Source organism: Pigmentiphaga sp. (assembly GCF_033795525.1).
Lineage (GTDB): Bacteria > Pseudomonadota > Gammaproteobacteria > Burkholderiales > Burkholderiaceae_B > Pigmentiphaga.
In genome coordinates this window covers 470,164-491,150 of the sequence record NZ_JARYGM010000003.1, presented here as the reverse complement: position 1 = coordinate 491,150, position 20,987 = coordinate 470,164, and the positions used below count along the sequence as shown (strand labels likewise).

Below are 20,987 nucleotides of genomic sequence, written 5' to 3'. Positions count from 1 at the left end.
CCGTCCGATGCTGCTTGCCCGCCCCTTTTCCACTGTCTTTCTCGCCCTGTGCGCATTGGTTCTCGCCGCCTGCTCCGGCGGCAAGCCCGAGTCGTCGCTCGAGGCGTTCTACCAGGCAGCGGCCAAGGGCGATGTCGAAAAGGCGACCGAGCAGATTTCTTTCGCGCAGGTGCCGGCCGCCCAGATGGTCCAGGCCAAGGGCAAGGTCCAGATGATCGTCGGGGAAATGCAGAACCGCATCAAGGCCAATGACGGACTGGACAAGATCGAGATTCTGGACAGCAAGGTCGATGAGGCGGCCAAGACCGCGCAAGTGCGCGTCCGCGTCAAGTACAACAACGGCAAGGACCAGACCGAGTCGCATCGCCTGGTCAACGAAGAGGGGCACTGGAAGATCCTGCTGAAGTGAGGAGGCGGCCTCGCGTTCCGCTGGCGCAGTGCGCGCTTGCGCTGATGCTGGCCGCGGCGCGAGCGGCTGAGCTGCCTGCCGGCGCGCAAGCCGGCGACCTGATTTTCCGGGAAGGCACCGAGGCCATCAGCGCCGCGGTCATGGCGGCCGATGGCGGCGCATTCAGCCATGTCGGCATGCTAGTGGGCCGCCCGGGCCAATGGCACGTGGTGCACGCCACCCCTTCGGAAGTCCGTGGGCGGCCTGACGGCGTCGTGGCCGATACTCTCGCCTTCTTCACCGACCCACGTCGTTCCAAGCGCCACGTGGTCTATCACGTAGAAGCCAGCGGCGAACAGCGCCGCCGTGCCGTGGACCGCGTCCAGGCGATGCTGGGCCGGCCGTTCCGCGTAGCCGACGGGGCCGGAACGTATTGCACGGCGCTGGTATGGCAGGCGTGGAAGGACGCTGGGCTGGATCTGGAGGTCCGCTTCACCTCGCTGTCGCTGCCTTTGCTGCCCGGGCGTTATCTATTGCCCAGCGACCTGCTTGCCTCGCCGCGGATGCGGCCGTTGATGCCCGGCGCGCGGGCGAGCGGCCCGCCGCCATTCCCCACCGCCAGCGCCCACTGAGGCTTTCCTGCGCGGCTCAGCGCCAATGCCCGCACACTTGGTCGATCAGTTCGCGCAGCCAGCGATGCAGCGGGTTGTTGTGCGTGCGGTCGTGCCACATCTGCACCACATTGATGGCCTCCAAGGCCAGCGGCGGTTCGAAAATCCGTATCGGCGCTATGTCGGTAAAGCGCTGGGCAACGCGTTCGGGGAGCGTTGCCACCAGATCGGTCTGGGCGACGATGAACGGCACGCCCAGGAAGGTCGGCTTGGACGCCGCCACGCGCCGCTGGCGGCCGGCACGGCGCATCGCGTCGTCCACCAGGGCGTTGTACATGGTGGCGCCCTCGGCCGGCTCGATCGCGATATGGGCGAAGTCGCAGAACCGGTCCAGCGATAGCGGCCGTTCGAAGAGCGGGTGCCCGGCGCGTGCGATGCCCACCAGCCTGTCCGAGAAAAGCGGCCGGGTGCGGATGTTGTCCGGCGGTTCGGGAAAGTACGAGAGCGCGAGGTCGATTTCGCCGTTGCTCATGACCTCGCCGAGCCGCCGCGGATTGGGGCCGACGATGCGCAGCGACACGTTGGGCGCCAGCCGCTGCAGCTCGCTAAGCAGGCGCGGCATGACGACGAAGTCGATGTAGTCGATGACGATCATCGTCACGGTTTCCTGCGCCTGGCTGGGATCGAACGGCTGCTGCTCGCTCAGCAGCATATCGACGCTGCGCAGGATCTCTTCCACCTTGGGCACGAGGCTGCGGGCTTTCTCGGTGGCGATCAGGCCGTTGTGGCACTTCACGAGCAGCGGATCGTGGAATATGACGCGCAGCTTGGACAGTGCCAGGCTCATCGACGATTGGCTGACGTCCAGCCGGTAGGCCGCGCGCGTGACATGGCATTCGCGCATCAATGCGTCGAAGGCCACCAGCAGGTTCAAGTCCACATCCCGCAGTCGCAAAGGCTTTCCTCCGGAGAAACCCTGGGATGCCGCCCATCCAGGACGGCACGCCGCCGTTGCGCAGCGCACCAACGAGAAATCGATAGCGGCTATCGGCGTGGCAGATTGTAGCGGCCAAGGGGCCGGTCTTTTAATAGGGACGGCCGTTCGGCGCTCGGCCGGCGGCATCTGCCATCGAAGAGGAGAATGCGATGAGTCTACCGACGATACGCGTGACGCGCGAGGAAATGCGCAAGCGGGTCGCGCTGTTCAGCGAGATCAGAGGCTATGACGGCGGTCTGCCGGATAGCCGTTACCCGGGTGCCGAACGCACGCTCTACAACGTGATCGGCTTCCAGCCGCCCGAAGGCGAGCCAGGACGGGTTTCTCCGGTGGGCGCGCAGGCAGCCGAGCATGCCGCCATCAAGATCAACGAAGGTTTCAATCTCGGGTTCTGCGAGGCCGCGCCGGGCAAGGGGCCGATGATGCACAACCACGATACCAACGAGACCTTCATGCCGCTGACCGGCCGCTGGCGCTGTTCCTGGGAAGTGGACGGCAAGGTGGAATCGTTCGAGCTCGGCCCGCGCGATGTGATTTCCTTCCCCGCCGGCGTGCAGCGCCGCTTCGAGAACATCACGCACGAAGAGCCCGACAGCAAGCACTGGCTGCTGTTCGTGATCGCAGGCAACGCGCCCCAGGCGGAGTTCTCGCCGCAGGCGATGGACGAACTCAAGGCCAAGGGATACGTCGATGGCGACGGCAAATATTGAATCCCCCCGGGTTTGGCTGGCCGACCTGGAGGCACGTTATCCATGGCGTTCGATGTTGGTCGATGGTCAGGAGTGGCGCTGGCTGGATACCGCGCGTCCGGGCCCGGCCGCGGTGCTGCTGCCCGGTTCCGTCGGCGACGGCGCGATGTTCGGCCGCATCCTGTTGTCCCTGGGCGAACGCGTGCGGCTGGTGGCGGTGACCTACCCGGCGCTGTCCGAGCCAGGGGCGCTGGCCGCTGGCCTGGCGGCGGTGATGGATCGCCTGCAAGTGCCGCGGGCGACCGTCGCCGGCTCGTCCTTCGCGGCGTATTGGATCCAGTTCTTCGCGCTCGCCTATCCGCAGCGCGTGCGCGCGCTGGTCATCGGCAACGGCTTCACGGACAGTTCGGACCTGGCCGACAATCCGTTGTTCGACCGCGGCTATGTCGAGTCGGTCGATGCCGCGACGCTCCACGCGGAATGGCTGCGGCGGGTGCGCGCCATGCCCTCGTCGCCGCTACAGGCGCTGCAGGAAATCATGCTGGCCGAGCGGCAGTCGCCTGAAAACCTGCGCGCCCGCTTCCTGGGCGTGGTGCGGGCCCGCGCTTGCCCTCCGTTGCCGCTGGCGGCGGAGGCCATCACCGTGCTCGACTGCGACGACGATCCGCTGATTCCGCCGCCGGCCCGGGCACGGTTGCGGGCGGCTTATTCCGCCGCACGCCACGTCTCGCTGCCGCACGGCGGGCACTACCCGCACCTGCTGAATCCCGGGGAGTACGAAAAACTGGTGCTGGGCACCCTGTCGTGACCGACAATCACGACCGCTACAACGATTACACGGAGACATAGGAATGAAGCCTGCTCAGATTTTTGCCGCCGTGACGATGCTGGTCTGCGCGGTGGGCGCGCGCGCCGACAGCTTTACCTTGCGCATGGGCTCGGGGCATACCACGGGCCTGACCTACGTGTCGGTCTACGATGATTTCTTCGCCAAGGAAGTGGCCACGCGGGTCAAGGCTAAAACCGGACACACGGTGCGCTTCATCAAGGCCTGGGGCGGCAGCGTCGCCAAGGTCGACGGCACCATCGAAGCAGTACAGAAAGGCACCCTGGATATCGGTCTGTCGCCCATCGGCTTCGAGCAGTCGCGAGCCGGGCTGCTCAACTACAGCGCCTATGTCCCCTTCACCTCGCCCGATCCGATCGTGCAGCACGAGGTTGCCACGCGTATGCTGAAAGAGGTGCCGGCCCTGCAGGACAGCATGAAGCCGTACAACTGCTACGTGCTCGGTTCGATGGTGTCCGAGGCCTATGGTATCGCCAGCCGTTTCGACTGGAACAGCGCCGCCGAGCTCAAGGGAAAGCGCATCGCGCTGGCCGGCACCAATGCGCCCTTGTTCCTGCCGCTCGGCGCCGTGCCGGTCACGCTGGGCATTGGCGAACACTACCAGGCCATGCAGAACGGCCTGGCCGACGGCAGCCTGTTCTACATCTCCGGGATGGAGGCGTTCAAGCTCAAGGAGGTCGCCAAGTTCTTCAACAAGACGGGTTTCGGGTCGCTCAGCACGCTGGTGGCATTCATGAACATGGACACCCGGAAGAAGCTGCCGCCGGAAGTCGTGGCCATCATCGACGAAGTGGCTACCGAGGCATCGGCGCGCGTGGCGGAGATCAGCAAGCGGCGCGACGAGGAAGTGGAGGCCCGGTTGAAATCGGCTGGCATCAAGGTCAACGCCTTGCCTGAAGCCGAGCGCCGCCACTGGGCCGGCCTGCTCAAAGACCTGCCCGGCAAGGCCGCGAAGGAGCTCGACGGCAAGGGCTATCCGGCGACCGACGTACTGAAGACCTACATACGTTTCCTGGACGAGGCGGGATACAAGTTCCCGACGGATTACCCGCTGTAAGCCGAGCCGGCGCAGCCGATGCGGCATGCCGCTGGCATGGCGCATCGCCGTTTACCGGCGCACGCGGCGCGCCGCAACGAGGAGATCTGGACATGAAGCTGTGTATCGACAGGTTGCTGCTGGGCCTGCACGTCGCCGGCGCCTGCCTGGTGGCGGCGCTGACCCTCATCATCGTCTACGACGTGAGCGGCCGGCTGCTGTTCAACCGGCCGTTCGCAGGCACGGCGGAACTGGTGGGCGTGGGATTGGTGCTCCTGACTTTTCTGCAGACGCCTTATGTCATCCGCCAGCGCAAGCTATTGCGGGTAACTTTCCTGCTCGACCTGCTGCCCGCCATGGTGCGTAGCTGGCTCAATGCCTTCACTTATTTGCTCGGCGCGGCATTCTTCATAGCCATGGCCGTAGCGTCGTGGGAACCGGCATGGAATGGCTGGGCCACCGACGAGTTCTTCGGCAACGACGCTTTCCGGATCGCGGCGTGGCCGCTGCGCTTCGGCACCTTGGCGCTCTGGATCGTCGCGGCCCTGGTGTGCCTGCTCTACGCCATCGATGGCGTGCGCGGCCGGATGCGGGACAAAGACGATCAGCTCCCCGAGTGAGGACGACATGGCTTTTGAAATCTGGGGCGGGCTGGTCGCGCTCGCCGTGTTGGCGGTACTGGGAGTGCCGGTGGTATTCGCCTTTGCCGGCGCCGCGGCCTTCGGGCTGTACTTTGCGCTGGGCGGACTGCAGCCCGCCATCGACCTGCTGCAGCAAACGGCGCTGTCGGGCATCAAGGAATACAACTTCGTCGTCATCCCGCTGTTTACCGTCATGGGGATGCTGATCGCCCACTGCGGCGCCGCCAGCGACCTGTTCAGCGTCGTCAACCGGCTGCTCAAGGGCGTACCCGGCCGCCTGGCCGTGGCGACGGTGGGCGGCAACGCCATCTTCGCAGCGGTGACCGGCGTGGGCGTGGCTGCCGCGGCGGCCTTCAGCCACGTCGCCTATCCCACCATGCGCGACAATCGCTACAGCCGCAGCTACGCGGTCGGCTGTATCGCCGGCAGTTCGGTGCTGGGGCTGCTGATTCCGCCTTCGGTGTTCATGATCGTATGGGCCATCCTCACCGAGCAATCGGTGGGGCGGCTGTTCGCCGCGGGCGTCTTTCCCGGCATCCTGCTCGCGGTGCTCTATGCGCTCTATTGCATGGCAGCCGCCAAGCTGCGTCCCGCGCTGGCGCCGGAGGGAGAAGGCAGTGCCGTGGCGCTTACGTCGGGGCAGGTCATCGGTTCGCTCGGCGTAGTCCTGCTCATCGCCGTGACCCTGGGCGGCATCTGGTTCGGCTACTTCACGCCTACCGAAGGCAGCGCGGTCGGCCTGCTCGGCGCCGCCATCCTGGCCGTCGCCAAGGGCATGCGGCTGCGCGGACTGGCCATCGCCTTCGTCGAATCCGGACGCACCGTCACACCCATCATGCTATTGCTGCTGACCGCCGTGATGTACAGCAAGCTGATCGCGCTCAACGGCATACCGCAACAGGTGCAGGAAGTGCTCGAGTCCATGGGACTGGGACCGGGGCAGACCATGCTGTTCATGGTGGCCGTCTGGTTCCTGCTCGGGATGCTGATCGATAGCATCTCCATCATGCTGCTGACCGTGCCGATCTTCTGGCCAGTGGCTGCCAGCCTGGGTGTGGATCCTATTGTGTTCGCGCTTGTCGGCATCCTGGTGATCGAGGCCGGGGTACTGACGCCCCCATTCGGCATTGGCGTATTCGTGGTGAAGGCGGCGATTCCCGACCGGGACATCGCCATCAGGCAGATCTTCGCCGGGGCGGCGCCGTATTGGGCGCTGATACTGCTCGTGGCGTGGGCGATATACCAGTGGCCGCCGCTGGCGACGTGGCTGCCGGGGAGGATGTAGGAACTGCGGCGGACATGGGCTTGCGGCATCTTTTGGGGCGCATCAGCGCGGGCCGGCCGCTCCCCCCGACCCCGACGCCGGCCCCAGCGCGGTGCGCAAGAAGCGATCGAGCGCATTGCCGAATGCCCGCCGGTCCGCCTGGCCGAACGCGGCCGGTCCGCCGGTGGCCACGCCGCTCGACCGCAGTTCCTCGAGCATGTCGCGCATGGCCAGCCGTTCGCCTATGGTGGCCTCGGTGTAGCGCTCGCCGCGCGGATTCAAGACCGCGGCGCCCTTCTTGAGCACCTCGGCGGCCAGCGGGATATCGCCGGTAATCACCAGATCGCCCGGCTGCGCTTGCGCGGCGATGTAGGCGTCCGCGACATCGAAGCCGCGGGGCACCTGCACCGCATTGACCCAGCGCGACGGCGGCGTGCGCAGCATCTGGTTGGCGACCAGCGTTACTTGCACGCCGCAGCGGTCCGCGGCGCGGAACAGGATGTCCTTGATGACGGCCGGGCAGGCATCGGCGTCGACCCAGATGCGGAGAGGGGAAGGGTTCATTTGCCGATGCAGAAGGGTTGATTGAGTCGTATCTTTTTGATTTTAAATGGCATTTAAAGATGACGTTGACCTGCTTGGACCTTTTCTTGGACCCAAAGCCGATATGTGTCTCTTGATGGACGTGCATGGCGCTGCTTGGACGAATCGTGCTCTGGCTACGCTGATGAAGTGCGCTGGCCGACGCCTCTTGTCTTGCCATCAACGCCCACTGACTGCTGCTGGGCTATTTTCCTACCTTCTGTCGCAGAACGCCAAGAATGCTTCGACCTGCCCCAGCCCAAACAATACGGGTAGCGCGCAGTTCGGATTGTTTGCGGCGGCAGCGGTAATGCTGGGGTGAGATGGCGGCTCCTTTGGCCATGTGGCCGATACCGACAGGAGCCTTGTCATGTCACATCAACCTTCAGACATCATCACCCCGAAAGCCTTGTTGCTGGATGAGCGGCTGACGCCGCTGGAGCGCAATGCCTGGCTGACTTTCCGTGCGCTGGCCAGCAGCGACGGCACCGTGGTCCTCAGCTACGATGCGCTACGCAAATACCTGCCCAGCGCACCGGGCAGCAAGCAGGCGGCCCTTGAAACCGTGTCCAGGGCTGTACTTTGCCTGCGGCTGTCTACGTGGATTGCGTTGGTTGAATACCGCCGCAATCCCATGACCGGCTTCTCCATGGCCAGCCGTTATGCCGTGCGCAATCAACCGCTGACCTTCGCCGAAGCCTGCCTGGAAGACGACGATTATCTGCCGTTGCTCGAACGGGCACTCAGCCATAGCAGTGCGACGATTCGCCAGTTGGCTCGGTCCATCCTCGACGAGGCCATGCGTCATCCTGATGCTTTGGAGCGGTTGCCCGCAGCAGCGAGGAAGTGCATCGAACAGCTGCGGGGCAATGACGATGACCATGATCCAGGTGGCCCAAGTGGGTCAACGCCAGCCGATGGTCGCGGTCCCATCACGAACAGGTCTGTCGAAGCCAGGGACGGCATTCCGAAGTCCACACCCGCATCCACTGCAACAGTACGTACAGTAGAAAAAGAAGTATTAAAAGAAGTACATACGTACCCGTCACAGTCCGAAGTGCAAGTATCCGGGTCAGCTTTGCCAATTCGCTTCCAGAAACTGCCGCAGGATCAGCAGCAAATCCTCATGGCGCGTCTCAGGGGCTTGGCGCTGGAACAACGCCAGGCTGTACTGGCGGAATGGGACGCGCGTTGCGCCTCGGGTGGTGTGCATAACGCCATTGCCTACCTGTACGGGCTGAACAAGAAGGCGGTGAACGGGATGTTCAAGCTGTGGGCAGCACGCAAACCTGCTCCGCAGCAAGGGGCTGCAACAGCAGCCAGTGGATTGCAGGTTTTGCCGCCTTCAGCCTCTGCATTGTCTGATGTCCCAGCCGTCAAACCGGCCTCTCGTGACGTGGTGGAACAGTCCTTGGCGCAGATTCGGCAAATTCTGCAGCCGTCCGCAAAATCGGTTGGACAGATCATTGAGAGCATGGCGGGCAGTGGTGCGCTGCCCACTCGGCCCAAGGGGAAGCCCATTGCAGGAGTGCCAGGATTGCTTGGCGCAACGTAAGGTATGACCTTGCACTGGATGTTAGGCTAGACCGCGCTGTCGTTGGTCTCTATCACGGGGAGGTACCACGCCATGTCCATGCACAATCCACCGCATCCTGGCGAGTCCCTGCGCGAGGATGTGTTGCCCGCTATTGGCCTGAGCATCACTGCCCTGGCCGAGCACCTGGGTTACTCCCGTGGCCAACTCTCCACTGTGTTGAATGGCCGTGCCGCCATTAGCGCTGATCTGGCCTATCGGCTGGAACTGGCGGGCTTGGGCAGTGCGAGCCAGTATCTGAATGAGCAGATCGTCTATGACCTATGGCAGGCTCGGCAGCGGCCACATCCACCGATCAAGCGTCTGCAGACACAGTGAAAGTGGTGGATGAGTGCGCCAGCCCTTGATAACAGAGGCTTGCTGCAGTGCCTGGCTCCGGTTATAGGGCCGTCACTGCCCGCCGCAGTGACGGCCCGGCGAACTGCAGCAACAATACGGGTTGGCGCGCTACCGCATTGATTGCTGCGTACATGATGATGCCCCGGCACACTGGCCTTGCAATGACCTGCCGGTGGGTATGAACACCGGAACCTTGGCGCAGGGCAGTAAGCGCCACATGGAGCATCGCCATGCTTTCCATGCCGTTCCCACACGGTTGCCTCGATAGCGCAGGTTCCTGCAAGCGCTGATCCGGTTTGCCGGATGGAATCATCCCAGGTACACCCCAGGCTCGTTCGGTGTGCCGTCCTACCCACGGGCAGAGCCTTTCTCATCTTCGGCGTGGTTCGTCACGCCAATCCTTGTCGTCCAGTGCCTGTTGGCGCTTTGCCATATACGGCGTGTATTGCCGGTCGTCCCGACCTGGCACGACATGCTTGCGCCCGTTTTCCATCACTCCGCAGGAGGTATTCATCCCAGCACATCGCGTCGTCGTCCCTCGCAATTCCTCCGCCTGACCTTCCTGCAGGAAGCGCGGCGGACGCCTCATTCGAGGCCACAGGTGAACTGAGCATCTGGCCCTTGCCCTTTCGGGATCTCGCTTTGGCGAGTTGGCACAAACACTGACCCTTGTATCTCAGCCCCAATAATCGACAACCGATGGAGGGACGCTCCGATGGACGACCTGACCTATACCTTGCGACAACTCTGCCTGCGCAACCGCGACGGCAGCCATGCCACCCAGGCCGATCGGCAGCGCTCGCTGAGCCTGGCCGCTCATCAATTGCGCGAAGCAGGCTTCCGCCAGATGCGTGCTACGTCGTTGAAGGGCAAGCATGTCGAAGCCCTGTTGCAACGCTGGCAAGCCGAAGGCCTGTCCGCCGGTACATTGAAGAACCGTATGGCGCATCTGCGCTGGTGGGCCGAGAAGGTTGGCAAGGCAGGTATCTTGCCGGCAGACAACACCAAGCTGGGCATTCCCGAGCGGCGCTATGTGACCAATGAAAGCAAGGCCAAGGAATTGGGCGACAGGTTGGACAGGGTCACTGATCCTCATGTCCGCATGAGCCTGCGATTGCAGGCTGCCTTCGGTTTGCGGCGGGAAGAGTCCATCAAGTTCCAGCCCCGCTATGCGGACCGTGGTGACCACATTGCCATCAAAGGGTCATGGGCCAAAGGCGGACGTGACCGGACGGTGCCGATCACTACGCCGGAGCAGCGGACGGTGCTGGACGAAGCATACCGACTGGCAGGGTTGGGCTCGCTGATCCCGGCGAACAAGACCTACATCCAGCAACGGCACGTCTACGACGGGCAATGCAAGGCGGCAGGGTTGAGCAACATGCACGGACTGCGGCATCGGTACGCGCAGATGCGGTATGAGGTGCTGACGGGATGGAAGGCGCCGGCGGCGGGTGGCCTCAGTACGGTGCAATTGGATTCGTCCCAACGCCTGCTGGATCAGCAAGCCCGGCAACAGATCAGCCGAGAGCTGGGACATGAGCGTGCGACAATTACAGCGATTTACCTGGGAACACGAGATTCCAATCAGGCCAGCTCTTGCAACATCAGCTGTTCCCAGCAATTTGACGGTTCAATCTTGTGAGTCACCCCTGGCGAGCACAAACAGATGCCGTTTGGCGCGTGTTGCCGCAACGTGTAGTAGACAACGTTCGGAAATCTCCGTGTCGTCCGTGACACCGACGTCTTCGTCATGGCTGAACTGCTCGGCATACTGCCTGGCGCCGCGATAGCCAGCCAGGATGACGATGTCGAACTCCAGCCCCTTGACGCGATGCATGGTGGCCAGTCGGATACCCGTTTCCGCAGGATCATCCGTCGTGCCGTGCTCCAGCCTGAGAAAAGCCACGCCGCGTTGCCGCAATACCTGTGCCAGTGCATCCAGATCTTCGTTGGTGCGGGCCGTGACGCAGATACGCCGGGCTTCGATGTCATCGGCTTTGCCGTGCTCAACGATGGACAGGATGTGCTCCACGTCCTGCTGCAAGGAGGCGGATGGAAGAACTTCCGGCAAGTCGCCGTGGGTCAATGAGCGATAGCCGCGCAAGCTGTCGATGCTTCCATCCAGGTCGTCGATATCAATACCTTCCAACTGTGCGCAGGCCCAACGTCGAATCTCATCGGTGGTCCGGTAATTGACCTTGAGGGTACGGCTGCGACCTCTTACCTCGATCCCCACCTGTCCAAGCGTCACCTTGTGGCGATAGATGCGTTGGTGGGCATCGCCGACGATGAACAAATCGTTCTCGGCCTTGGGCACGGCCGCGCGAATCAGGGTGTAGGCAGCGGCGCTGATGTCCTGCGCCTCATCCACCACCATGGCGCGAATGCCCAGTTGCGGCTTCTCCTGCAGTATCAGTTGGCAGGCTTCCCTGAAGGCGTCTTCCGGCTCGCGAAGGTTGGCCGCGTGCAATTGCGCCCGATATTCGGCAAACACCGGCCACAACGCCTTGCGCTGCAAACGGCCCAATTGCCCGCCACGTCCGATGCGACGGGCGCGCATGTAATCCTCCGCCGTTTCGCAACCTTGGGGCAGGATCACGCGCTCGTACTCCGCCCTCAGGAAAGCGGCGCTGTAGGCAGCGCCTGCAGGCAGCGCGGACAAGGCGGCTTGCCAGAAGCCACGTCGCTGTTTCTCGTCATAGAGCAGCGCGTAGGGATAGCCGAAGCGGCGCAGCAGGCCTGACGCCCATTGATCCAGGTTGACCACCTGAATCTTGGTCAATTCTTGCGGTGAGCACAGCAGAGACAGGTTGTGACGGATGTCTTCGGCCAGCGTGCGAGTAAACGTGGTGAAGATAATCGGGCGCCCCGGAAGGTCCGCGTATTGCCTGGCCAACCACCTGGCTCTATGCATGGCCACCACCGTCTTGCCGGTACCGGCACCGCCGGTGACCTTGACGGGGCCACTCTTGTTGCCTTCCACCAGTTTACGTTGGCTCGGATGCAGGAACACGCGCCAGCGCTCCAGTGGGGCGGCCAGCAGTGCGTCCAGATCACTGTCATCGGTGAGCACTACAAAGTGACGACGTGTGCTGTCGCGCGCCAAAGCGGCACCGAAATCTTCGGGGTCGACCGCATCGGAAGGTGCCCGTTCGGCCAATATCTTGTCCAGGGGCTCGCCGGCGGCAAACAGATACAAGGCCTCGAAGGCCTCATCCGGCAATTGTGCTTCGAGGGCCTCCAGGTCCGCTTCTGATACGGCTGCTCGCACGGCTGCCAGCCGTTCTTCCGGCACCCCCAGCTTGCGGATCTCCCGGTCACGCAAGTCCGCAAACAGGCCTTTGCTTGTGGGGGTTTCGGTCTGGGCTATCTCATTATTGGCCAGGGAATGCGTTTCCTGTACCGCATAGACTTGCAGGCTGCCCACGTCAGGGTGAATCGCGACACGGTGGCGCCTGGCCCACTGATAGGCATCGTCGTGGCGATCCACCCACAACAGGCAATACACATCGCCTGTTTCGGGCTTGAGTATGATGCCGCGCAGGTTGTCGTTGATGCGCACCGAGCGCATGTTGGGATCGGCGGCATCATTGATGCGCTCGTAGTTGATACCGCTGGCCAGCGGGTTCTGGCGGAACTTGGCGACGAAGGTCAACACCGCCTGTTGGTTCTGGCGCGGAATCCTGGCGAACGACTTCAGAAAGTCGTCGGACATGGCAATCTTGGGTGCAAGGGCCATTTCAATGCTCCTTCAAGCGATCCAGAAGCGCCTGGACTGGCGCGTCTTTTGTCGCGATATAGATCGACCAGCCTTCTGCCTCGAAGCAGGAGGCATCGGCCTGGTCATCGGCCAGCAGCACGGCGATCTTCAGGCTGACCCAGGCCAGCTCTGCCTCCGCCAGTACCCGCCCGCGTCCGTCGATCAATTCGAAGCCGACTTCCGGCAGCGGCGCGCCTGCATGCGCCAATGCAAGCAACCATGCCTGCACATCCGGGCTGGCCAACTCCAGTGCCGTTTGCCAATGACTGTCGAATGTCTGTTCCGCCTGGCGCAGTACAGGGCTGGCCTGGAAACCAGGCAGGCCGGCCATCTCGTCATGGCCTGCCCAAAGATGGCGCAAGGGCAACAGCAGGTTCAGGCACTGCCAGAGATGGCGCCAGCGCCGTTGCAGTTCGGCCTCCGGTACATCGTCCGGTTGCCACTGCACCAGCACCACCGGCTCTGCGGACGATGCTGCCTGGCCGGTCATCCATTGCTGCAACTGCTCCGATGACAGACCCGCCAGCCATTGCACGGCAGCGCTCCAGCTGCGTTGGCCCCAGCGGTGCCTGCTGGTGTCGGGCAGCAAGCCATAGTCGTCCAGCCGCCGGCGGAAGGCGCCTTGCTGGAAGTCTTTCAAGGCGGCGCCGTCGCCAGGTGGCGCCGACATGGCCGCACCCAGAACGCCGGCGAGACGGCGCAAGGCATCGTGCCGTTCCTGCGCCAGCCGACGATGCAGTTGCAGGAAAGGTGACAAGCGGTGGAAGGCGGCCAGCGAGGCAATCTCCTGGGCCTCGCACAGACGCATGACGACCTGATCGGCAGGCCCGAGCAACAATTCGTCCCAGGCTGTGGAATCCGGGACCGGTTCGGCACGCAGAGCCGCGTCAATGTCGTCCCAGGTCAGTGTCCAGACTGCGAACCGTCCGCTCTTGGCCACCGCCATGCGCTTGGCCAAGTCTTCGGCCACGATGTGCTTGTGATACTGCCAGCCATCAGTGAATACCGCGATCGGCACATCGTCCACGCCATCATCGGGCCAGAAAACGAAATCCGGTTTGCATGGCACGACGACACCTTCGCGCTCACCGAGTGCCACCTGCAATTCCAGACGCCAGCGGCGACTGCCTGCTTGGATCAGGTACCCATGCTTACCGCCGACGAGCTTGTCCTTGAGCGTGAACGCGACGCCAGCATGCTCACGCCGCAGTGCTTCGAGAAATCGCTTTTCCAGCGTACTTTCCAGTAGGCTGTTGCCTGTTTGCTGGGAAAGGTTGCTGACGGACTTCAGCTCTGTGCGGTGCTCCAGGATCTGTGCCAACAGCTTCTGCGCCACCGTGCGCGAGATGGCTTGGCGTTCATGGCTGTTGCGATAGCGGTACATGCACCGATAGCAGCCGTCGGCGGTGTCGTCCTGGTTGCAAGTGCAGGTGTTCAATGCGGTTGCCGCCAGACTGAATACTTCGAACAGCGGGGCTGGGTCGCGCATCAGCTCCTTCAAATATCCGGTGCCGCCCGGCACGCTGTCGTAGATCACCAGATAGGTTCGCGCCGACTCCGCGTCGGCTGCCATCCGTACGTCGGTAGCGATGCGCAGGTGCGCCACTGCCCCTTTAAAACGTTTGCTCAATCCCAGCTCCAGCGCGGAGATGAAGCTCAGCAAGGCTTCCTTGGATTCGGCAAATCCGACCTCGGGCAGAAATAGTCGGATACCTTCACTGGCGAATTCCCGGTACAGGAAGATGCATTGCTGGGTGCTGGCCTCGGGTGTTTTTCGGCGTGAGCACCAGGGGGCATGGTTGCGATACAGCTCTTCGGCCTTGCGGCGACGCTGCAGCGTGCCGCACTCAGGGCAAATGGCGAAGCCCGGCCGGTTGAGTTCTTCGCCCGCGATGGTCATCGGCGTGGCATCCACCGTCTGCTCGCCGAAGTTCACCTCGCGGAATGTCACCCGGTCAAGGAATTCGAACCCAAATGGGAAACTGGGGTTTTCGATGGCGAACGCCTGGCGCACCGCTTCCGGCGGGCTGTCCACCAGCGCCTGGCGCACGTAGAAACCACGTGTGCGCTCGTCGGAGTCATCGGCGATCCGGCTTTCTCGGTCCAGCGTGCGTGCAAACACGGTGGTCAGGCGCAGCATTTCATGGACCCGCCCGGTGTCGCGCCACTGGCCATCGCCGCAACGTGGGCATTGGTGGTGCCTGTCGCCCGCCGACAAGGGCTCCGCGTAGGAGCACTGGCGGCACAGGCGCCAGGCCTCTGGTTTGACACGAGACACATCCACCTGGTTGATGACCACCCGGCGGCCTTCGGCATAGAAGGTGTTGTTGGGCGCCAGCTCGGTGATGGCGGTTGCGCCGGGGCGCTCGTATTCAAAGGTCAAGGGCTCGGCAGGCGGTCCTTCCCGGCGGGTGTCGCGCACGATGATCGAGCGTAGCAGCACGCCTTGTTCGGGGAATGCATAGTTGGGCAGCAGGCCTTCGTCGGCAAAGACGTTCAGGGTGAGCTTGCCCTCAATGCCACCGATCAGGCGCGCCAACGCCGCACGTTCCTGGCGCAGGGTTTTCAGTTCTTCTTCCTGTTCCTCGCCGCGCACAGGAAGCTGCTCCAGCTTCTCCACTTCCTTGACGGTCTTCTCGCGCAGACGCTTGATCTGCGCCACGTCACGGGCGATACCCTGCAGCTTGCTGACGATCTTGAAGCTCAGGGAGCTTTCCTCGTCCTGCCGACCATTGACGAAACGTGCCAGCCACTGCCGGGTGGCTTCGGTCAGGATCTGCCCGCCATCCTGCTGGAACAGCGCCAGGAAGCGATCCAGCAAGCTGGCCCGGTGTGCCTCCACATACTCCAGCCAGGGGAAGGGAAAACGCGTCGTCGCACCGTTTTCCACTGCGCTGAGTACCATGCGGATCTCCTGCGGAATCGAGGCGTTACGACCCCGTTCGCGCACCCAGCAATCCAGCGTGAACGCCGTCAACTGGCGCTCCAGCACCGCCGAGGCGTTGAGGAACACACCTGGTGCCGGCACGCTGCCGGCGATCATTTCCCTGGGGTCGGCCCAGAAATACAGGTCGTGCGGTTTGCTGGCCGCCATGGTCAGCAACAAGGCATTGCCGGTGCTGCGTCCTGCGCGTCCCGCGCGCTGGATGTAGTTGGCTTGCTGTGGCGGCACGGAACACTGCAGCACTGCCGACAGATCGCCGATGTCGATACCCATCTCCAGCGTCGGCGTGGCCGAGAGCACATTGATGCTGCCAGGAGCCTGGCTATCGGACTTGAAGCTATGCTCTACCCGCTCGCGCGTGCCGCGTGGCAGCAGACCGGTGTGTTCGTGGGCGACCACGCGCTGGATGTCCGCACGCAGATACAGGTTGCGGTAATAGTCGGCATCGCCTTCCGTCAGCATTTCCAGATGCCCTCGGCAGCCGGGGTGTCGGCAAGGCTGCCCGGCAAGCGAAACTTCAGTCCCCGTGCGCCACTCGCTGTGGCAGATGCCGCAACGCCAGGCGCGACTGCCCAAAGAAACCAGAAACGCGCCAGGCTCCAGCCCCCACACGCGAATCTCCGGTTTGCCATCTGCCTGTTCAGCACCGAGCAAACCTGCCTCGGCCAGCGCCTCGAATGCCAGCTGATACAGCGCCGGCAGCAAACTGTCAGCGCCGAGGGCCAACGCATGCAGCGGTTTCAGTGTCTTGAAGGCCCAGGCGCGATACCACTTCGCGTGGCTGCCCAACACACCGACGCAGCGCTGGTAATCGACCAGGCTCACGAAGCGTGGCGGACGCGGGCCAGACAGCATCTGGAACTGCACAGGATTGCGCTTGTAGACCCACGGCCGATTGCCGACCTGTGCATAGAAATGCAGTCCAGCGTCGCGCCAGGCCCCAAGCCGCTGCAGGGATTGCACGATGCCTCGCAGGAATACCGCCAGAGCATCCGCTGGCACGTCAGACAGCGGCTCCAGCGTGGCCTGCAGGCGTGGCAGCATCCACTGCACGGCCGATGTCAGTGCCTGCGGTGGCGGTTCCACGCTGGCGGTCCCGGTCACGGTCAGGCTGCGGCCGATATGGGCGTCCTGGCCGAACTCGGCATTCAGCACCCACGGCAGGATGCGACGCAAATCCTGCGGTAACTCGCTATTGGTTGGCAGCGAACCTTCGCTCATCAGCGTTTCAAAATCCCGCAGCCAATGCAGTTGCGGCGGCAGGAAGTTGGCCAGGTAATGGCCCTGCCCCATTGCTGGCAGCCAGTGGTCCTCGAAGGCTTGCGGCAGTTGAGCCAGCGTCAGCGGTTCCCCGGCCTGCTGCGCTGCGGCAATGACCTGGGCCACCGCCGGGCGCAAGTTCAGGCGCCAGGTCCGGGCCGCCAGGAACCCCGCACGGTGCGCCGCGTCCTGCACCGAATCGGAAAACGCGATCAGCTTCTTGTCCGGGTTGAAACGTGAACCGAACAGTTGCGCCAGCATCACCGCCGCCAAGCTGGCTGCTTGTGAACCGACGATGGACAGCGTCTTGTGCCCGCCGCAGTACGGGCAGTCATGATGGGAACGGGTATAGCGGGCGCCGTTGCGCGTGCCTTCGCGCAGGTTGGCGGTCACATCGACATCCACCAGCGCGACCGGGTCCTCCGCGCAGTCGCAGTGCGTCTGCCCCAGCGCATGCAGCGTACCGCAGCGCGGGCAGACCTTCTTGTGCTCGAATAGCTTCGGGTCTGCGCTTTCGCCATGGGGGAATAGAAAGCGGGTGCTGACATCCTCGGCGAAGAAGGCGCTGTAGAACTGCTGGATGTCCTGGTTGAATTGATTCGGGCTGGTCCTGGGCAAGGTGGTGCCCCAGCCGGTGGCGTGGCAGTCTCGGCAGTGGATCACCGGCAACCAGACCTGTGTCTGCTCGGCCTTGCCCAGATCGTCGTGATGGGTCAGTCGAGGCGGGTTGCCCAATGAAGCCACCATGCGGCGCAACTCGCGTAGCCAAAGCTCCACCTTGACTTGCAGGAAGAAGGTCACGTCCTGTTCGCCGCGCACCGCGTCGAGCGACACGCCACGAGGCTGGCGCGCATGCGCCACCAGCGCCAGCAGGCTGCCCAGCCACAGCAGTGGATAGCGCGCGTCGGCATGGGGTGGCAGGCGGCGCGCCAGTACCGCCAGCAGATCGTCCAGCGCCACGGCGCGTGGCCCCAGGCGCTCCATATCGCGCAACAGGTTCTGGAAGGCGAAGTGGCTTTTCAGCATCCCGCCCAAGCGACAGCGCCAGCCCGCATCGTTCACTTGCTCGGCGCTGCATGAGGTGCCGAACCACAGTGGCACCTGGGCCGCCAGCCAGGACGGCAAGTCGTCATGGCCTGCCGGATCCAACACCGACGCGGCGTCCGGCGGCGGAGACTGGGTGAACTCCACCACGGCATCCGCCAGATAGTCCGCCACCGGCTCGCGGTCTTCGGCGATCACGGCTTGGTCATCCAGCGTCTCGCCGAAGATCTGGCCGGCAAACGCCAGCAAATCCTGTTCGCCATCGCTGCCCAGCGTGGCCGAGGTGCCCACGCACACCAGTTGCCCCGGCGGCGTCTCCAGTCGGCCCTTGAGGCGGCGAATCAGGCAGGCCAGATCCGTACCCTGGGCACCGTCGAAGGTGTGCAACTCATCGACCACCAGATAGCGCAGCGTATCCGGTTGCTGCCGCGCCCACAGTGGCGCATCGGCGGCACGGATCAGCAGGAAATCCAGCATCTTGTAGTTGGTCAGCAGGATATCCGGCGGGTTTTCGCGCAGGGCGTTGCGGTCGGTGATGATCGAGAAGCCGCCATCGGCCAGTTGCTGCACGCGGGAGGATTCCTCGGCCGGGGCCTCGCCCACGTACAGGCCCGCGCGGATACCCGCCAGGGCCGGTGTGCGCAGGATCTCCTTGGCCAGGCGGCTGGCTTGGTCCGAGGCCAGCGCGTTCATCGGGTACAGGATGATGGCCTTGATGCCCGGCCGGCCCAGTTCCCGTTGTTCGCGGCAGTGCTCCAGGATCGGATAGAGGAAGCACTCGGTCTTGCCCGAGCCGGTGCCGGTGGCCACCAGGGTCGAGCGGGCCAGCTCGCCGGTCAGGCGGGCGAACGCCCGGCCCTGGTGGGCATGGGGGACGAAGCCTGGCGGTAGCCAACTGAACGCGGGCTGCTTCCTATCGGCCTGCTTGCGGAACGGCAGTGGCAGGGTCAGGTACGGCCCCTTGAACACCCGTTCGCGGTCGGCCAGGAAGCGCTGGATCAGGCCATCAAAGCCCGGCGTGGCGGCCGGGAAGGCCGCGCGCAGAAAGTCGGCCACTCCTTGGGTGATTTGCTGGGAAACGATTAGGGGTTGCATATCAAAGATCCCCCGCTTTGGGCGTCACATAAGCCTGATGCGGGTGTTTGGCGCTTTCCGGGTAACGGAAACGCAGCTCGCCGTCGCGCACCATCGGAATCAGATGTTTGTTACGCAAATATTGCCGACTCTTGCCCAGAAAGGTTGCAAGCTGATCCACCGTCAGCGGCTTCCAGTCGCACAGGCGGCAAATAGCGTCGCGCAGGGCGGCCTCCGTTGTGCGTCCTTTCAGGGTTGCAAGAAAGGTTGCAAGCTCGGGAGGCAAGGTTGCAAGCTCAAGGTTGCAAGCTTCGTCGGTTTGGGTGGCATGCTCGGCTGAGCGGCTGTGCAGGGTGTCGGCGTGGGGCGGAACATCCAGCGGCAGTTCAGTCTGGTCGGGAGGGACGCTTGCCTGGCGCTCGGAAGCCGCCAGGGTGTAATAAGTGCGGCTGCCCGCTCCTTGCTTCTCCAACAGTCCCCGGTCGCGCAGCCGGCGCAGGACCAGGCTGGCCGCCAGCGTATCCAGCCCGCAGAAATCCCGGCAGGCGGTGTTGTCCACCGCGCCGGTGGCGCGAACGTAGATCAACACCTTGGCTTCGTCGGCGCTGACCGCCGGGCCGGCGACCCCCCGCAGCCAGGCATGGTCGTCCTCGGTCAGCAGGTTGTGCAGGAACAGGGTGAGCCGGAACTCGTTGGCCTGCCGGTCGGAGTGGAATTCCGGCAAGGGCAAGCCTGCCTCGGCGGCCAGGCGGCGCATGGCGCGGATGCCGGTGCCCTTGGCCTCGGCCAGGTGCAGGTCGTGCAGCACAGCGGCAATGGCCGGGTTGCGCAGGCGTGACCCCGGTGTACCCAACTGCGCAGGCTCCTTGAGCGAATAGCCGACGTTGCGGATTTCGATGCGGTTGCTGTAGCGGATGATCTGGGTCGGGCTGTGCACGGTGTAGCTGCGGTGCATGGCGGCATTGGCCAGCGCCTCGCGGATCACCTTGCGCGGCAGGATCGGCTCCTGCACGCTGTGCAACTGCCCTTCGGGCAGACGAAAGCCCTTGGGCAACTCGTCGATGATGCTGGCCTCGGCCTGTGGCAACGCCAGCAACAGCGGCTTGCGGATGTCGATGGACTGGAAGCGGTTTTCAGGGTCTTCCACCCACTCGTTACCCGGAACGCGGATGTAGTCGATGCGCACCATGGGCAACAATCGGCGCAGCGCCAGGGGTTTGCCGAACAGCACCATGCCGGCAAGCGTCGGCTGCAATCGACCGTCCACGCGACGCAATGCGCCCAGGGCTTCGAGCAGATCCTCGTCGCCGTAATCCAGCTCCTCGGCTTGGGGGTTGATGCGGGCACGTTCGCGTCGATAGGCGGCTACCGCTGTCTGGTCGAAGTCATCCAACCGGGCATCGGGCAGGATGCTGGAATCCGGTCCGTGCAACGGCTGGCTTTCGCCGCGCAGCACCCACAGGTCTTCATCCACGCAATGCTGGTCGCTGGAACCGATGCGGCGGTAGGCCCCGCGCGGCAAACCGGTAGCCTTGAGATAGACCGGCTTCTGCGTGACATCGGCCTCGGGCACGTACACCACCAGCACCGTCTTGCCGTCCACGATCTCGGTCTGCATCTCCGGCCGCAAAACGACATTGAGCCCGGACGCACACTGGCTGGCCAGGTCGCGCTGCACCTTGTCAGGGTCGGGCAGGCCAGCGGCACGGTACACCGTATCGCCCTTGTCGTTGACGAACCAGTCCGCACCCAACAGCAGATAACCGCCCTCCAGCCCAGGCTCATTGGCGAAGGCGATGACCGTCTGCATCACGGATTTGCCTAGTTCGCTGGCGCGCTTGGCCTCGATGCGGGTGGACTCATCGACCGAGTTGAGTTCCTCGAAAAGGTCGGTGGCGCTACGCATGGCTCTGT

The 20,987-nt window shown here is 63.8% G+C and carries 14 protein-coding genes and 1 pseudogene; 10 read left to right on the top strand and 5 right to left on the bottom strand.

Annotation, left to right across the window (positions count from 1 at the left end):
- Positions 1-7 precede the first annotated feature (7 nt).
- Complete coding sequence (locus QHC78_RS10860; RefSeq protein WP_319744323.1) at positions 8-409, top strand: DUF4878 domain-containing protein; 402 nt, start codon at positions 8-10, stop codon at positions 407-409.
- On the top strand, positions 406-1,020 hold the full coding sequence (locus QHC78_RS10855; protein WP_319744322.1) for a YiiX/YebB-like N1pC/P60 family cysteine hydrolase: 615 nt from the start codon (positions 406-408) through the stop codon (positions 1,018-1,020). Before QHC78_RS10860 ends, QHC78_RS10855 begins: the two co-directional genes overlap by 4 nt.
- Positions 1,021-1,036: 16 nt before the next feature.
- Here QHC78_RS10855 and QHC78_RS10850 read toward each other — a convergent pair whose 3' ends face one another.
- The gene (locus QHC78_RS10850; RefSeq protein WP_319744320.1) at positions 1,037-1,954 is read right to left on the bottom strand and encodes a LysR family transcriptional regulator; all 918 of its coding nucleotides are present in this window, start codon (positions 1,952-1,954) and stop codon (positions 1,037-1,039) included.
- Positions 1,955-2,145: 191 nt separating this feature from the next.
- Here QHC78_RS10850 and QHC78_RS10845 point away from each other — a divergent pair, with 191 nt between their 5' ends.
- The 5 genes from QHC78_RS10845 (at position 2,146) to QHC78_RS10825 (ending at position 6,494) form a co-directional block, all read left to right on the top strand.
- Positions 2,146-2,706 (top strand): cupin domain-containing protein, encoded by a 561-nt coding sequence (locus tag QHC78_RS10845; protein WP_319744318.1) that lies wholly within the window; start codon positions 2,146-2,148, stop codon positions 2,704-2,706.
- On the top strand, positions 2,687-3,493 hold the full coding sequence (locus QHC78_RS10840) for an alpha/beta fold hydrolase (RefSeq protein WP_319744316.1): 807 nt from the start codon (positions 2,687-2,689) through the stop codon (positions 3,491-3,493). Before QHC78_RS10845 ends, QHC78_RS10840 begins: the two co-directional genes overlap by 20 nt.
- 43 nt (positions 3,494-3,536) lie before the next feature.
- Complete coding sequence (gene dctP, locus QHC78_RS10835; protein WP_319744314.1) at positions 3,537-4,589, top strand: TRAP transporter substrate-binding protein DctP; 1,053 nt, start codon at positions 3,537-3,539, stop codon at positions 4,587-4,589.
- Between the two features lie 92 nt (positions 4,590-4,681).
- On the top strand, positions 4,682-5,188 hold the full coding sequence (locus tag QHC78_RS10830; RefSeq protein WP_319744313.1) for a TRAP transporter small permease: 507 nt from the start codon (positions 4,682-4,684) through the stop codon (positions 5,186-5,188).
- A 7-nt stretch (positions 5,189-5,195) separates the two neighbouring features.
- Positions 5,196-6,494 (top strand): TRAP transporter large permease, encoded by a 1,299-nt coding sequence (locus tag QHC78_RS10825; protein WP_319744311.1) that lies wholly within the window; start codon positions 5,196-5,198, stop codon positions 6,492-6,494.
- Positions 6,495-6,536: 42 nt separating this feature from the next.
- Here the strand turns inward: QHC78_RS10825 and QHC78_RS10820 are convergent, their stop codons facing one another.
- Entirely contained in the window at positions 6,537-7,037 is a 501-nt protein-coding gene (locus QHC78_RS10820) for a YaiI/YqxD family protein (RefSeq protein ID WP_319744309.1), read from the bottom strand.
- Positions 7,038-7,425: 388 nt separating this feature from the next.
- On the opposite strand from QHC78_RS10820, the gene QHC78_RS10815 reads away from it, so the two are divergent.
- From QHC78_RS10815 to QHC78_RS10805, 3 genes and pseudogenes are all read left to right on the top strand, one after another.
- Entirely contained in the window at positions 7,426-8,610 is a 1,185-nt protein-coding gene (locus tag QHC78_RS10815; protein ID WP_319744307.1) for an STY4528 family pathogenicity island replication protein, read from the top strand.
- A gap of 72 nt (positions 8,611-8,682) precedes the next feature.
- Complete coding sequence (locus tag QHC78_RS10810) at positions 8,683-8,967, top strand: HigA family addiction module antitoxin (protein ID WP_150342693.1); 285 nt, start codon at positions 8,683-8,685, stop codon at positions 8,965-8,967.
- 736 nt (positions 8,968-9,703) lie between these two features.
- Positions 9,704-10,564: pseudogene (locus tag QHC78_RS10805) on the top strand (phage integrase N-terminal domain-containing protein); the annotation flags it as partial.
- A gap of 57 nt (positions 10,565-10,621) precedes the next feature.
- Here QHC78_RS10805 and QHC78_RS10800 read toward each other — a convergent pair.
- The 3 genes from QHC78_RS10800 to QHC78_RS10790 are packed head-to-tail and all read right to left on the bottom strand — an operon-like array spanning position 10,622 to position 20,979.
- Complete coding sequence (locus QHC78_RS10800) at positions 10,622-12,730, bottom strand: UvrD-helicase domain-containing protein (protein ID WP_319744300.1); 2,109 nt, start codon at positions 12,728-12,730, stop codon at positions 10,622-10,624.
- Position 12,731: 1 nt separating this feature from the next.
- On the bottom strand, positions 12,732-19,094 hold the full coding sequence (locus QHC78_RS10795) for a DEAD/DEAH box helicase (protein ID WP_319744298.1): 6,363 nt from the start codon (positions 19,092-19,094) through the stop codon (positions 12,732-12,734).
- A gap of 1 nt (position 19,095) precedes the next feature.
- Positions 19,096-20,979, bottom strand: a complete 1,884-nt coding sequence (locus tag QHC78_RS10790; RefSeq protein WP_319744296.1) for a DUF8451 domain-containing protein — start codon at positions 20,977-20,979, stop codon at positions 19,096-19,098.
- Positions 20,980-20,987: the final 8 nt, after the last annotated feature.

Bases quoted from the DNA above. Each gene is read 5' to 3' on its own strand.
- QHC78_RS10860 (WP_319744323.1), top strand. From the start codon at position 8: ATGCTGCTTGCCCGCCCCTTTTCCACTGTCTTTCTCGCCCTGTGCGCA.
- QHC78_RS10795 (WP_319744298.1), bottom strand. From the start codon at position 19,094: ATGCAACCCCTAATCGTTTCCCAGCAAATCACCCAAGGAGTGGCCGAC.
- QHC78_RS10820 (WP_319744309.1), bottom strand. From the start codon at position 7,037: ATGAACCCTTCCCCTCTCCGCATCTGGGTCGACGCCGATGCCTGCCCG.
- dctP (WP_319744314.1), top strand. From the start codon at position 3,537: ATGAAGCCTGCTCAGATTTTTGCCGCCGTGACGATGCTGGTCTGCGCG.
- QHC78_RS10845 (WP_319744318.1), top strand. From the start codon at position 2,146: ATGAGTCTACCGACGATACGCGTGACGCGCGAGGAAATGCGCAAGCGG.
- QHC78_RS10830 (WP_319744313.1), top strand. From the start codon at position 4,682: ATGAAGCTGTGTATCGACAGGTTGCTGCTGGGCCTGCACGTCGCCGGC.
- QHC78_RS10810 (WP_150342693.1), top strand. From the start codon at position 8,683: ATGTCCATGCACAATCCACCGCATCCTGGCGAGTCCCTGCGCGAGGAT.
- QHC78_RS10800 (WP_319744300.1), bottom strand. From the start codon at position 12,730: ATGGCCCTTGCACCCAAGATTGCCATGTCCGACGACTTTCTGAAGTCG.
- QHC78_RS10825 (WP_319744311.1), top strand. From the start codon at position 5,196: ATGGCTTTTGAAATCTGGGGCGGGCTGGTCGCGCTCGCCGTGTTGGCG.
- QHC78_RS10840 (WP_319744316.1), top strand. From the start codon at position 2,687: ATGGCGACGGCAAATATTGAATCCCCCCGGGTTTGGCTGGCCGACCTG.
- QHC78_RS10790 (WP_319744296.1), bottom strand. From the start codon at position 20,979: ATGCGTAGCGCCACCGACCTTTTCGAGGAACTCAACTCGGTCGATGAG.
- QHC78_RS10815 (WP_319744307.1), top strand. From the start codon at position 7,426: ATGTCACATCAACCTTCAGACATCATCACCCCGAAAGCCTTGTTGCTG.